Source organism: Hyalangium sp., assembly GCF_045802625.1.
Lineage (GTDB): Bacteria > Myxococcota > Myxococcia > Myxococcales > Myxococcaceae > Hyalangium.
Genome location: NZ_JBJMQP010000124.1, coordinates 34,653 through 48,171, shown reverse-complemented (window position 1 = coordinate 48,171; position 13,519 = coordinate 34,653). Strand labels below are relative to the sequence as shown.

8 protein-coding genes are annotated in these 13,519 nt (G+C 71.2%); 3 read left to right on the top strand and 5 right to left on the bottom strand.

What is annotated here, in order from left to right:
• Nucleotides 1-35: 35 nt before the first annotated feature.
• The 3 genes from ACJ8AT_RS23520 to ACJ8AT_RS23510 all read right to left on the bottom strand — a co-directional run bounded on the left by ACJ8AT_RS23520 (nt 36) and on the right by ACJ8AT_RS23510 (nt 5,607).
• A complete protein-coding gene (locus ACJ8AT_RS23520) occupies nt 36-1,139 on the bottom strand; it encodes a hypothetical protein (protein WP_407740067.1) in 1,104 nt (367 codons plus the stop codon).
• 17 nt (nt 1,140-1,156) lie between these two features.
• Nucleotides 1,157-2,566, bottom strand: coding sequence for a vWA domain-containing protein (locus ACJ8AT_RS23515; RefSeq protein WP_407740066.1), 1,410 nt, complete (start codon nt 2,564-2,566; stop codon nt 1,157-1,159).
• A gap of 143 nt (nt 2,567-2,709) precedes the next feature.
• Nucleotides 2,710-5,607 (bottom strand): PAS domain S-box protein, encoded by a 2,898-nt coding sequence (locus tag ACJ8AT_RS23510; RefSeq protein WP_407740065.1) that lies wholly within the window; start codon nt 5,605-5,607, stop codon nt 2,710-2,712.
• Between the two features lie 367 nt (nt 5,608-5,974).
• On the opposite strand from ACJ8AT_RS23510, the gene ACJ8AT_RS23505 reads away from it, so the two are divergent.
• Nucleotides 5,975-7,597: an ATP-binding protein gene (locus ACJ8AT_RS23505; RefSeq protein WP_407740064.1), complete on the top strand. Its 1,623-nt coding sequence runs from the start codon at nt 5,975-5,977 to the stop codon at nt 7,595-7,597.
• Between the two features lie 14 nt (nt 7,598-7,611).
• Here ACJ8AT_RS23505 and ACJ8AT_RS23500 read toward each other — a convergent pair whose 3' ends face one another.
• On the bottom strand, nt 7,612-10,143 hold the full coding sequence (locus ACJ8AT_RS23500) for an ATP-binding protein (protein WP_407740063.1): 2,532 nt from the start codon (nt 10,141-10,143) through the stop codon (nt 7,612-7,614).
• Between the two features lie 150 nt (nt 10,144-10,293).
• Here ACJ8AT_RS23500 and ACJ8AT_RS23495 point away from each other — a divergent pair, with 150 nt between their 5' ends.
• Entirely contained in the window at nt 10,294-10,575 is a 282-nt protein-coding gene (locus ACJ8AT_RS23495; protein ID WP_407740062.1) for a rhodanese-like domain-containing protein, read from the top strand.
• Between the two features lie 32 nt (nt 10,576-10,607).
• Here ACJ8AT_RS23495 and ACJ8AT_RS23490 read toward each other — a convergent pair whose 3' ends face one another.
• Nucleotides 10,608-11,411: a prolipoprotein diacylglyceryl transferase gene (locus ACJ8AT_RS23490; RefSeq protein WP_407740061.1), complete on the bottom strand. Its 804-nt coding sequence runs from the start codon at nt 11,409-11,411 to the stop codon at nt 10,608-10,610.
• Between the two features lie 347 nt (nt 11,412-11,758).
• On the opposite strand from ACJ8AT_RS23490, the gene ACJ8AT_RS23485 reads away from it, so the two are divergent.
• Entirely contained in the window at nt 11,759-13,441 is a 1,683-nt protein-coding gene (locus tag ACJ8AT_RS23485) for a S8 family serine peptidase (protein WP_407740060.1), read from the top strand.
• The last annotated feature ends 78 nt before the right edge of the window (nt 13,442-13,519 follow it).

Below are 13,519 nucleotides of genomic sequence, written 5' to 3'. Positions count from 1 at the left end.
CGCCATTCCGCTGCCATGGGTTGGGTTCGATCTGCTCAGCTTGAGACGCGCGTGGAAGCGGGCCGAGGCGCCGCCTCCGCCTCGGGCGCGGGAGGCGCCTCCTCACCCAGCGACGCGAGCCGCTTGGCGAGCTGGGCCGCCTGCGCCCCCTTCGCGCTGGCCTCGGTGCCCGCCGCGCCCACCAGCGACACGCGCGCTCGCTCCAGCAGCGCCACCTGGGCGTGGAGCTGTGCCAGCAGCCGCTCGCGCTTGCGCGACAGCGTGTCCAGCCGGTTGAGCTCCTCCCCCAGCGAAGAGGCCGCCAGCTCCAACTGCCGCCGCGCCACCGCGTCCTCCGTGGCCGCCGCGCGGGCCCGCAGATCCTTCACCTGCGCATCCACGTCCCCCTGCGCCACGGACTGCAGCTGCGCCTCCAGGCCAGCATGGGACTCGGCCAGGTTGAAGGCCTCGCGCGCCATCTTGCGCAGCACCTCCACCAGCTCGTTGCGCCCGGCGCCCGCCGCCATCTTCATCGTCACCGCGAGGCACTGCCGGTACAGCGTGAGCGTGCGCCCCACCAGATCCTTCGCCTCGCCGCTCAGGGTGCTCTGCAGCGTCCCGCCCCGGGACTCCACCGGATCCATGTGCAGCGTCACGTGCGAGGCCAGCGTGCCCACGCTCCAGAAGAGGGCTATGGCCGAGAACCCCACCAGCGCGCCCAGCAGCCCCCCATGGGAGAAGAAGCGCGCGTTGAGCACCTGCTGCACGTACATGCCCACCGGCACCAGCGCGCCCGCGGCCACCGCGCCCGCGGCCACCTCGGAGGCCTTGCCGAACCGCTCGTTGCCCTGGCCTGCCCATGCCACCAGGGCCGCGGCGACGGCTCCGGAGCAGGCCTGGGGCACCGGATCCGCGGCATCGAAGAAGTAGGGCAGCGAGGGCAGCACCGCCAGCGCCAGCCTCAGCGCGGCCGAGTAGCCCAGCACCGGCCTGGCCCCGGCCAGCGCCCCCGCCACCACCGCGAAGCCGGGATCGATCGAGGAGATCCCCACCCGCTGGGCCAGGGCGGCCAGCACGCCCACGGCCGCTCCTCCCGCCAGCGCGCGCAAGGTGCGCCTCTCGAAGTCCTCGCGGTGGAGCAGTTGCAGGGAGAAGGCCATGGCGGTCACGTCCTACGTCAATACGAGTTGCTGAAGCCGAAGTTCTTCATCGACTTCTTTTGCAGTTGCCGCGCCTCGTTACGCTGGCTCTCGGCGTCCTGGGCTTTCTCATAGGCTGCCTTGGTCCGGTCCACGTCCGCAAGCTCCCCCGAGAGCGCCGAGGCGGAAGCGCCAAACAGCCGGCGCGCGTTGCTCAGCATGCCCAGCGCCGACTCCCGGTTGCCCCGCTTCATCTCCTCGGCCGCGGCGCGCAGTTGTTGCGTGCCCAACGCCCGCACCGCGTGTACGTGCACATCCTTGTCCAGGTTGGCGCGCACCACGGCCACGTCCTCGGTGGCGCGAGCCGACAGCGTCACGTGCGCCTCGGCCGGCCGGTCCTGCTCCACGTCCATGTAGGTGACCTTGGCGGCCAGCAGCTCGAGCGGCTGCTCGGAGGGCTGCGTCTCCAGCGTCAGCTTCACCACCAGCCGAGCGGACTGGCCGCCGGCCATGTCATACAGCGGCACGCGCACGGTGTTGCCCTCGCGCGTGGCCGTGGTGCCCATCACCTCCACGCTCTTCACCTGGGAGGGCAGCTCCAGCTTCACTTCCACCGAGCGCGCCACGGTGTTGGTGGCCTGCTCCAGCTCCCGGCTGAACACCTCGGCGAGCTGGTTCGAGTCGAGGAAGCCGGAGAAGCCGCCGCCCTGATCCGCGATGCCCTGCATCAGGTTCTCGTTGAAGTCCCCGCCCACGCCCAGGGCGCTCACGGCGATGCCCTCGGCGCGGAGCTGGCGCGCCAGCCCCGTCAGGTTCGCCTCGCTCACCAGGCCCGTGGTGGGCTGCCCGTCGCTCATGAGGATGGCGCGGCTCACCCGGAACTGGCTCACGTACGGGCGAAGCTGCTGGGCGGCCGCCTCCAGGGCGCCGCTGATGTTGGTGGAGCCGTCATCCTCGATGCCGTTCACGAAGGCCAGCATCTGGGCCCGGTTCTCCTCGGTGACCAGCGTGCTGGGGAAGGCGGTGACCTCGGTGCCGTAGTGCACAATCGCCAGCCGATCCACCTCCGTGAGCCGCTGGACGAACTCGCGTGCGGCGCGCTTGGCATCGTCCAGCTTCTGCCCGCGCATGGAGCCGGAGCGGTCAATCACCAGCGCCACGTTCACCGGCACCCGGTGCTGCTCCTTGGGCTGGTGGGCCTTCACCTCCAGCACGGCGAAGGCCTCGCTGGGGCCGGCCTGCACATAGGCGCCGGACAGCTTGCCCTCCAGCGTCAGCGAGCCGTCCCCCGAGGTGGCCAGGGGCAGCGTCAGCGTGGGCTCTGGATCGCCGGGCTGCGCCAGGGTGTGGGTGGTGTTGGTGACGGGCGGAGGCTTGGGCAGGCCCAGCGCCAGCGCCACGAGGGCGAGCAATCCGGCGGCGGACAGCAGCAGGGTGGTGCGATTCATGGGGCACCTCGAAATCGAGACACGGCGCACGTTACGGGCTTTCCCGCCGTGCCGCATCGGACAGCGGGAGGACGGTCCTGGTTCCACCTACCTCGCCGCATCGGTCATCGGGAGGAGGGTCCCCCGCCGGCACAGGGTCTGACTCACCGGGTGGAGGAGGGGCCTCGGCTCACCAGCTCCTGGACGATCTGCCGCAGCGCCGGCTCGTTGAAGGGCTTCTCCAGCTTCGGGTTGGGGATGGCCTCCAGGAACTCGCGGGCGTTGGTGGTGAAGGCGCCGCCCGACACGAAGATGAAGCGGCGCTCCAGGCCGGAGTGCGTGCGGCGCACCGCCTCGTAGAGATCCTTGCCGCCCAGGTCCGGCATCATCACGTCGCACAGCACCGCGTCGAAGTGATCCGGCTCGCGCTGCAGCCGCTCCAGGGCCTGGCGCCCGCCGGCGGCCACCTCCACCTCGTGGTCCTTGAGGATGCGCCGCAGCACCTTGCCCACGCCGGGCTCGTCGTCCACCACCAGCACGCGCCCGCGGCGCTGCGTGAGGCTCACCTGCGCCGGCTGGTTCGAGGGCCGCGAGCGGGTGCGCGGCTCCAGCGACGGCAGCACCACGCGGAAGGTGGTGCCCTTGCCCAGCTCGCTCTCGACGGAGATCTCCCCGCCCAGGTTGGTGATGATGCCGTGGCAGATGGACAGGCCCAGCCCCGTGCCCACGCCCACCGGCTTGGTGGTGAAGAACGGATCAAAGATGCGGCCCAGCGCCTCGCGCGGAATGCCCGAGCCCGTGTCCTGCACCTCGATGAGCACCCGCCCCGGATCCAGCCGCCGAGTCACCAGCCGGATGGCGTTGTGGTGGGCCTGGCCCTCGGGGATGGCCTGCGCGGCGTTCACCACCAGGTTGAGGAACACCTGGGACAGCCGGCTCTCGTTGGCCATGACGTTGGGCACCGGGCCGAAGTCCTTGTGCAGCTGCGCGCGGTGGCGGATCTCGTTGGCCGCCATCATCACCACCGAGTCCAGCACCTGGTGCACGTCCACCGGCGACAGGCGCTCCTCGTCCGGCCGCGAGAACGTCTTGAGCTGGCGGACGATCTGCCGCACGCGCTCGGCGCCCTCGTAGGCCTCGCTGAGCACCTCCTGCCACTCCACCAGGTCCAGCTCCGCGCGGCTGCGCTGCTTGGGCGTGGCAGGCGGGTGGGTGGTGCTGCCCACGCCCCCGGCCTCCAGCGAGAGCTGGCTGCGCCGCATCTCCTCGGACAGGAAGCTCAGGTTGGAGATGACGAAGGCCAGCGGGTTGTTGATCTCGTGGGCGATGCCCGCCGCCAGCGTGCCCACCGAGGCCAGCCGGTCCGCCAGCGTCAAGCGCGCCTGGAGCTGGCGCTGCTCGGTGACATCCCGGGCGATGGAGACCACCGCGGGCGCCCCGTCGAAGAGCAGCGGCAGGGAGACGATCTCCGCCACGCGCGTCTTGCCGTCCCGGCGCACCAGCCGCCGCTCGCCGGTGACCATGCCCTTGATGCCGCTGGGGTCCGGCGGCGGGCCCGGCACCTCCTCGACGTCGTCCTCGACGAACTGCGAGAGCGCGCGCCCGACGAGCTGCTCGGCCCGGTCGAACCCCAGCGCGGAGACGAGCGCGTTGTTGGCGTAGACGATGCGCCCATCCCGCTGGATGGCCGCCGCGTCCGGCACTCCCTCCAGGAGGATGCGGAAGCTGGCCTCGGAGAGCTTGAGCTGCTCCTCCACCTCGCGCCGCTCGGTGATGTCGCGGGCGATGCCCTCCACCAGCACCGCGCGGCCGTTGCTGTTGAGCACCGGCGCCACCGTGTGCTCCAGCCAGCGCGTGCGCCCGTTCCGGGCGTTGAAGCGCAGCACCACCGGCTTGGAGCCGACCTGCTGCGGCGCCTCCATCGTCTGCGTGAGCAGCGGCAGATCCTCGGGGTGCACCCGCTGCCGCCACAGCTCGGGGTTGGCGTAGTGCTCCTCGGGGCTGTAGCCCAGCCTGTCGCTCACCACGCGGCTGACGTAGAGGAAGGCGCGCGGGGGCTCCATCCGGTAGCGGTACTGGATGTCCGAGGCGTTCTCCGCCAGCTGCCGGTAGCGCGTCTCCCGCTCGCGCAGCGCGCTCTCCGACTGGCGGTGCTCCAGCTCCAGCGAGATGGCGCCGGCCGCCGCCGACAGCAGATCCACCTCCAGCCGGTCCCACTCCCGCTCCTCCACGCAGTTGTCGAAGCCGACGCAGCCGGCCCACACGTCGTTCACGCGCAGGGGCAGCACCAGGATGGAGCGGATGCCCTGCGGCTCGAGCACGGCCCGCTCGCTCGGGGGAAAGTCCTTCACCAGCCCCGACACCACCTCTCCGCGTGACAGCAGCTCGCCCCAGCGGTGGAAGTCCGGCTCCACCGGCAGGTGCTGCAGCCGCGGGTTGCCGAACTCCGGCTTCACCCCGGGCGCGCACCACTCGGCGCGCTGGTGCATGAACTGCTGCCCGCTGTCGCTGCGCTGCACCTCGAAGAGGTACACGCGGCTGGCGCCCGAGGCGCGCCCAATGGGCTCCAGCACGTCCTTGTAGAGGTTGCCCTCCTGCTGCGCGGCCAGCAGCCGGTGCTGCATCTCCACCAGCGCGCTCAGGTAGCGCTCGCGCCGGGCCAGCGCGTCACTGGTGCGCCGCCGCCCCGTCACATCCGTCAGCGTGCCGCACACCCCCTGCAGGCGGCCGTCATCGCCCAGCAGGGGCCGGGCGAACAGCTCCACCCACAGCGGGCGGCCCTCGAGCGGCAGAAAGCGCACCTCGTGGCGCGAGTCCGTCTGCCGGTTGAGCACCAGGTGGAACAGCTCCTGGGCGCGCAGCCGATCCTCGGAGTGGATGAACTCCACCGCCCGGCGGCCCAGGCTCTGATCCACGGGAAAGCCCGTCAGCTCCGTCCACATCGGCGTGAGGAACGTCCAGCGCCCCTGCGCATCCGCCTGGAACACCACTTCCTTGAGGCTGTCGATGATCTGCCGGTAGAGGCTCTCGCTGGGGCTGGACGCGGGGGGGGGCGGAGACATGGCTCTAGAAGCCTCGGAGGTCAGACCCCCAGTATCTCACGCCTACAGGGGACTGATGGACGAACCCGAAAGTCCCCGAAAACGGGATGTACGACAAGTTGGGTCTGCGGGCACCCGTCAGGTGGCTCGGCGAGCGTTCAGCCTGAAGCTTTCGGATGTCGGCCCGGGTAGGTTCCAAGCCTGCATCCACTCGGGGAGGGGTGCTTCCGAAAACTCGGGTGGGTCGAGCACAATGGGGCGCCCCTTGGGGGGATGGTTCGAAATGGCATTGGATCGCGCTCCGTTGGCCGCGTCGTCGGAGGCCGAAGCGCCAGAGACGCAAATCGAGTCGGGTGCGCCTGTGCCACGGGTGAGGCGGAGCCGCGCCGTGGATGGCCAGCTGCTGCGCAACCTGATGCGGGTGCCGCTGCCGGCGCTGCTGCTCACCGACTCCCAGGGCCGGCTGCTGGACGCGAATGACACCTTCCTGCGGCTGACGGGTGAGACGCGCGAGGCGGTGGAGGCGGGGCAGGTGCGCTGGGACGCGCTGGCCGCCCCGGAGACGCCCGCGGCGGGAGCGCAGGCGGTGGATGCGCTGCGCCGGCTGGGCACCGCCGGCCCGCTGGAGACGGAGTATGTCCGCACGGACGGCACGCGCGTGCCGGTGCTGCTGGCGGCGTTGAGGCTCGAGTCGCCCGAGCGCACGCTGGTGCTGGTGCAGGATCTGACGCAGCGCCGCCGGGCGGAGGAGGCGCTGCGCTTTCTCTCGGACGCCAGCCGCGAGCTGGCCGAGGTGCGGGCCGAGCCGGACGCCATCCTGGCGGGCGTGGCGCACCTGGCGGCGAGCTCGGTGGCCACCTGGTGCCTGGTGGATGTGCTGGAGGAGAACGGCACCTTCCGGCGGGTGGCGGCGGCGCACCGGGAGCCGGAGCTCGAGCCGATGCTGCGCGAGGCCCCGCGCTACCCGGCCACCACGGAGGAGGGCAGCGGGCTGTTCCAGGCGCTGGCGCGGGGCGAGTCCCGGCTCTACCCGGACTTCCTGCCGGAGCACCGCGAGCAGATGACGCGCACCCCCGAGCAGCGGGCGCTGCTGGAGCGGCTGGGCGCGTGCTCGGTGATGATCATCCCCATGCGCTCGCGCGGGCAGGCCATGGGCCTGTTCACCTTCGCCTCGTGTGACGCGGGCCGGCGCTACGGGCCTGAAGATCTGGAGATGGTGGAGGAGCTCGCGCGGCGGGTGGTGGCCGCGGTGGACAACGCCCGGCTCTACCACGAGGCCGAGGAGGCGGTGCACCTGAGGGACGAGTTCCTGGGCATCGCCAGCCACGAGCTGAAGACGCCGCTGACGCCGCTGCGGCTGAAGCTGCAGGCGCTCCAGCGCCAGGCCAGCGATGCGCTGATCGGCGGGGCGGCGCTGTCTCCGGAGAAGGTGTCGGACTCGCTGGATGTGGCGCTGCGCCAGGTGCGCAAGCTGACGGACCTGGTGGACAACCTGCTGGACGTGTCGCGGATCAGCGCGGGGCGGCTGCGGCTGGAGCTGGAAGAGGTGGACCTGTCGTCGGTGGCGGCGGAGCTGCTCTCACGGTTCGCGCCCTCGGCGGAGAAGCTGGGCTGCGCGCTGGAGCTGCACGCGCCGGAGCCGGTGTTCGGCCGGTGGGACAGGCTCCGGGTGGAGCAGCTGGTGACGAACCTCTTGTCCAACGCGCTGAAGTACGGCGCGGGCCGGCCGGTGGTGGTGCGGGTGGAGGAGGACGGCGAGCGGGCGCGGCTGACGGTGGAGGATCAGGGCATCGGCATCGCCGAGGAGGACCTGGGGCGCATCTTCGAGCGCTTCGAGCGCGCGGTGAGTGATAGGCACTACGGCGGGTTGGGGCTGGGGCTCTACATCACCCGGCAGATCGTCGAGGCGTTCGGCGGCACGGTGCGCGTCACCAGCCAGCCCGGCCATGGCTCCACGTTCACGCTGGAGCTGCCGCGCGGCCAGCTGCCCATCATCCCGTCCATCGACTGAGGCAGGGCCTGCGTTCAGGCCGCATGGGTCGAGAGGCCCGCTGACGGGGGCGTGGGCCCGGGCGGGAGCACGGCCGGGGGCGGGACGCGAGGCAGCCGGACGTGGAAGCAGCTGCCCCTCTGCGCGCCCGGGCTCTCGGCCCAGATGGTGCCGCCGTGGCGCTCGATGATCTCCCGGCAGATGAACAGGCCCAGGCCCAGGCCGCCGAAGTGCCGCGAGGTGGCGTTGGTGGCGCGGGAGAAGGGGTGGAACAGCCGCTCCAGGGACTCCGGGGGGATGCCGATGCCCTCATCCCGGACCTGGAGCTCCACGTGCGAGGGGCTCTCGCTGAACGAGATGCGCACGGTGCCCCCCTGCGGCGAGTAGCGCACGGCGTTGCTCAGCAGGTTGGTGATGACCTGATCCAGCCGCGCCGCGTCCCAGGTGCCCTCCAGCGGGCCCGAGGGAGGCTCCAGCTGGAAGCGCAGCCCCTCGGCGCCTCGCAGCTCGAAGCGCTCGAGCACCTCGCTCACCACGGGCAGCAGATCCACCGGCTTGCAGCTCAGATCGAAGCGCCCGGACTGGATGCGCGCGGTGTCCAGCAGATCATCCACCAGCCGGGCCAGCCGGTCCGTCTGCCGAGACATGGAGCGCATCGCCTTGAGCAGCCACGCTTGCTCGGGGTGGCCGTCGTCCTGCTCCAGGCGCTGGAGGGTGAGGCTGGCGAAGCCCTTGAGCGGGGTGAGCGGGGTGCGCAGCTCGTGGCTGGCCACGCTGAGGAACTCCTCGCGAGCCTTCACCGCCTCGCGCAGCTCCGCCTGGGTGGCGCCGGTGCGGATGGCCATGTCGTTGAAGCCGCGCGCCAGCTCGCCCAGCTCGTCGTCCTCCTCCACCTCCACGCGCCGCTCCAGCTCTCCCGCGGCCAGCGCCGCCGTGGCCTCGCGCAGCGCGGTGAGCCGGCGGATGACGTCCCGCGCCACGAACTGCGAGAGCGCCAGGGCCAGCAGCACGCCGAACATCAGCATGCCCACCACGGCCGCGCTCACCCGGGTGATGGCCGCGTAGGCCACGCCCAGCTCCTGGGTCACCACCACGCTCCAGTGCGTGCCGGGCACGGCGGCCTCGGTGCCCAGGATGCGGCGGTCCACGGCATCGAACGTCTCGACCACCGCCTGGCCCGAGCGCTGGACCGCCTCGTGCAGCGCCTCGGGCAGATAGGCCGGGCTGAGCAGCGGAGCGCTGGGCGCGGTGTCCCGGATGAGCAGCAGGCCGCGCTGGTCCAGCACCCGGACGCGGAAGCGCCGCGCGGCGGGGGTGGAGGCCGACGAGAACTGCTCCAGCGACAGCAGCCCCACCAATACGCCCCGGCGGTGGCCGCCCTCGTCAAAAGGCAGGGCCATGGCCAGCTGGGGGCGCGAGCCCTGGATGATGAAGGGCTCGGAGGCGGCCTCGGACAGAGGCGGCAGCGGGCCCAGCCCCTCCACGCTCGTGGAGGAGGCTAGCACCGTGCCCTCCGCGCCCATGGCCAGCACGGCGCCGAAGGCTCGCTGGCGGGTGGCGATGTTGAGCAGGTAGGGCTCGAGCCTGCGCGGATCTCCGTCCGCGAAGGCCTGGCGGAAGCCCGGCGAGTCCAGCAGCAGCTGCAGGGACGAGTGGGCATCCTCCAGGTAGCGCCGCACGAAGTCCGCCTCGCCCAGGGCGGTGCGCACCGTGTCCTCGCGCACCTGCTCCTCAATGGCGCGCTGGGCGAGGAACGAGGCGACACCTCCCAGCGCCAGCAGGGGCACCAGCCCCGCGAAGGCCAGGCCCCGGAGCAGCTTCCAGCCCACGGTGCGCGGCGCGCGGGGGCGCCAGGCCACGGCCTCGGCCACACACCCGAGGGTGAGGATGACGTACACGGACATGCCCATCCAGAACTGGCCTCGGCCCAGGCCCCAGGACAGCAGCGCGTAGGGCCCGGCGAGCACGCCCAGCACCGCGCGAGGCAGCCCCGGGCGCCACCGGCCCAGCGGCAGCAGCAGCGCCAGGCCCGCCACGGTGAAGAGCACGCCCGTCATCTCCATCAAGGGAGACAGGTGAGCGTAGATGGCCGAGGGGAAGCGCTCGGGCGAGAAGATCATCGGAGGGCCAAAGCCCACGCCGATGAGGGCGGCGAAGAAGCGGAACAGGGGGCGGCGGCGGAAGGAGGGCATGGCCTCCAGCCCCAGCCCGATGAAGAGCAGCGGGTAGAGGAGGATGCCCGTGTAGCTGCCGTTGAGGACGTTGAGCACCCACCAGTACGCGGTGGTGGTGAGGATGAAGCCCGCGCGTCCCAGCACATCGAGCCAGCGTGGAGCGTGGGGGTAGAGCAGCGCGCCCATCATCGCCAGGCTGCTGGCCAGGTAGGTGATGCCCATCTCCCGGACGTACGGGTACAGGGGCCGGAACGAGGCCACCCGGAACTCGTAGGGCACGTACGTCATCAGCACCCCGAAGACGAGGCCGATGAGCGCGGCGGGCCAGGATAGCGCCAGCGGTGCTATCAGCGGCTGCGCCGGAGGCGTGCGCGTCTGGGGAGGTGGGGGCATTCCCTGAAATTGACGCGCGCCGAGGGGCCTGGGATCCACCTGCCCCGAGCGCGAACGTTGAGGCTCGGACACGATGTGTGGCTGGGATGTGCAGATCACGCCATCTCGGGCTGCTCACCGGCCCCACATGTCGCCTACAGTACCGGAGCGATGACACCGAAAGAGCTCTCAGAGAAGGCTCGGCAGCTCGTCGCCGAGGGCGCGCTCCTGCTGGACGTGCGCACGCCGGACGAGTTCCGTCAGGGGCACCCGGAGCCCGCGCGCAACATCCCCGTGCAGGAGCTGCAGCAGCGGCTGGCCGAGGTGGGGCCGCCGGGCACGAAGGTGGTGGTGTACTGCGCCAGCGGAGGCCGCAGCGCGATGGCCGCCGGGCTGTTGCGCCGCAGCGGCTACCCGGACGTGTTCGACTTGAAGTCCGTCTCGTACTGGTAGGGCGCGCGGGCGGCGGCGGACGTCACTTCGCGCTACCGGGCGGTGCCTACCGAGCCGGTGGATGCGCGCGTGGGGGTCGCCTGGGACGCGCGCTTCGTCACGAGCCCCCAGATGCCGTAGATGACCAGGAGGGCGCACCCGTACTGGGCGGGGGTGAAGCCGAAGTAGCGCGCGTCGACGTAGTTGAGATCGGTGGCGCGCAGGGTGTCGAAGAAGAAGCGGCCGCAGGCGTAGATCAGCGCCATCAGGTGGAGCAGGCGGTTCTGGAGCTTGCCGGAGTTGCGCAGCGCGAAGAGCAGGCCGGCGATGGCGAACAGGAGGATGGCGTCGTAGAGGCCCAGATCGTGCCGGGGTCCGCCGTAGGGGACGACGGGGTAGTTCACGGCGAGGAAGAAGTCGGTGCGCAGGCCGGGGTGATCATGGGCGACGAAGCAGCCGATGCGCGCCACGCCCCACCCGGGCGCCACGCCGAGCGCGAAGGCATCAGAGTACTTGGAGAACGCAACCTTCCGGTAGCGGAAGTAGACGATGGCCGCGATGACGCCGCCCAGCAGGCCACCGAACGAGGACAGGCCGTCCCAGACTCGGAAGAGCTGGAAGGTGCTCTTGTGGAGCTCCTCGGGGTGGTAGAAGAGCAGGTGGACGAGGTGGCCGGCGACAACGCCCGCGCCCACGCCCCACGGGGCATAGTCGTGGATCGGGTTGGGGTCGAGCCCCTGCTTGGCCGACTGATTCACGACGATGCGTGCCGCCAGGAAGATGCCCAGCGCCACGAAGACGCCGAAGGGCTCAATGGGGCCAATCTTCAGCGAGTGCGGGTCAAAATAAGGAATCAAGAGAGCTCTCCAGCGGGCGGGGAGTACCCCCTTACCCGGATGCCACGAACCTGACGAACAATTCGTGCCGCCGAATCATCCACGGCCGGTGCCAGTCTGTCGGCGGGCCGTGGCTCGGGTGCTTGCATACACCGGGGTTGTTTGGCCGACACCTCTTCTGTGCGCCAGCAGGCACTTTGGGGCGCCTCCCATGGAATGCTTCCCAATTCCCGACGTTCCATGAATGAGCCGAAGGACCTGTACGTCCCGGATTGGCGTCTACTAAGGGAATTCCGTAATTATTTGTCAGGGGCCCCCGTTCTAGTTCCACCGTGGGCCACCTCGAAGTCCGAAGTGGGGGATGAAAAATGAAGGCCGTGACGGCGCCGGGGGTGCACTACACCGGCGAGATCCACGTGAAGCTGCGAGAGACCGCTCCGGCGCGCCTGACGATGGCGCGTGCGCCGCGGGTCCGCACGCTGACGGCCATTGCCCGCTCGGCGGGTGTCCGCGCGGTGGGCTCCATGGTGGACGCCCTGCCTGCCACTCCCTCGTACCATGGCGCCAAGCTCTCGGTGGATCTGCCGCTCGTGCGGCCGGGCGGAGAGGTGGCGCGCTGGCACACCGTGAAGCTCCCGGGAGGCGGCGGCTCGAAGAAGTCCAAGGGCTCGCGGCCGCAGGCAGGCCCTCAGGGTGTGGCCATGGCGATGCGCGGCGGCGCGGCTCCGGTGCTGCCCTCGGGCCCCTCCGCGGATGACGTGTGGGGCGCGGTGCACGCGCTGATGGAGCAGCCGGAGGTGGAGTACGCCGAGCCGGCCGCGGTGATGCTGCACCCCGTGGCCGACCTCGAGGAGCCCTTGGGGAAGAACCTCCCGAAGGACTGGCACCTGCGCGCCATCCGCGTGCCGCAGGCGTGGCGGCTGCTGGAGAAGGCCGGGCACCTGCCCGGCGAGGGCATCCTCATCGGCCACCTGGACACCGGCTGGTCGATGCACCCCGCGCTGCCCGGTCCGGACCGGCTGATGCCCGGCGTGGACCTGTGGGACCGGGACCGGTCGGACGCGAGGGATCCGCTCGAGGCGGGCCTGGGGCTCTCACCCGGGCACGGCACGGCGACCCTCTGCCTGCTGGCGGCCGACCACGCCGAGTACCAGGGCATCGCCACCCACGCCTCCGTGTTGCCGGTGCGCGTGTCGCCCTCGGTGATCCAGGTGGCCACGCAGTCGCTGGCGCTGGGCATCCTCCACTGCGTCAGCCAGGGCGCCCAGGTGATCAACATCAGCATGGGCGGGCTGCCCAGCCGGCTCTGGGCGGACGCGGTGAACTACGCCTACGAGCAGGGCGTGCTCATCTGCGCGGCGGCCGGCAACCACTTCCCGCTCGGCGGCGCGCTGCGGACGCCGACGAGCGTGGTGTACCCGGCGCGCTTCAACCGCGTGCTCGCCGTGAGCGGCATCACCCAGAACCTGAAGCGTTACCGCTTCAACGATCGCATGTCGGGCAATGACGGGCCGGAGGTGGATCTGTGCGCGCCGACGCCCGATGTGCTGTGGGCCTCGCCCCCCAAGGGTTACCGGTTGGGCCGAGGCACCTCCTCCGCGACCCCGCAGGTGGCCGCGGCCGCCGCGCTCTGGCTGTCGTACCACCGCCAGGCGCTCGCGGACTTCTCGCCCGTCGAGCGGGTGGAGGCCTGCCGTCGCGCGCTGCTGCTGGGCGCCGACGACGTGGGACCCTACCCGTATCATCCGCGTCCGGAGGAGCCGTCTCGCACGTTCAACGAGTACTTCGGAGACGGCCGGCTCAACGTGGAGGCCACCCTGCGCATCAAACCCGTCCGGGGTCTACAGGCCCAGCCACGAGATGACGTGAGCTGGTCCTTGCTGAAGCTGCTCGGCATCGGACTGCCAGGTGCCCCCGCCGGTTCCCAGGTGGACGCGGACCAGATTGAGTTGCTCTGGGCCACGCACACCGCCGGCGTGCAGCAGGCCGCCCAGGCCTCGATTGCCCCCGTCGTGTCCGAGAGGCTCCGGGCCCGGCTGGAGCTCCCATGAAACCTTCCTGGAGGAACCTCCCCCGTCCTCCCTTCGCAGCACCCGCGCAGTCAGCAGTCCCGTGCAGTCGCAGTCCCC

Bases quoted from the DNA above. Each gene is read 5' to 3' on its own strand.
- ACJ8AT_RS23510 (WP_407740065.1), bottom strand. From the start codon at position 5,607: ATGTCTCCGCCCCCCCCCGCGTCCAGCCCCAGCGAGAGCCTCTACCGG.
- ACJ8AT_RS23500 (WP_407740063.1), bottom strand. From the start codon at position 10,143: ATGCCCCCACCTCCCCAGACGCGCACGCCTCCGGCGCAGCCGCTGATA.
- ACJ8AT_RS23495 (WP_407740062.1), top strand. From the start codon at position 10,294: ATGACACCGAAAGAGCTCTCAGAGAAGGCTCGGCAGCTCGTCGCCGAG.
- ACJ8AT_RS23485 (WP_407740060.1), top strand. From the start codon at position 11,759: ATGAAGGCCGTGACGGCGCCGGGGGTGCACTACACCGGCGAGATCCAC.
- ACJ8AT_RS23515 (WP_407740066.1), bottom strand. From the start codon at position 2,566: ATGAATCGCACCACCCTGCTGCTGTCCGCCGCCGGATTGCTCGCCCTC.
- ACJ8AT_RS23520 (WP_407740067.1), bottom strand. From the start codon at position 1,139: ATGGCCTTCTCCCTGCAACTGCTCCACCGCGAGGACTTCGAGAGGCGC.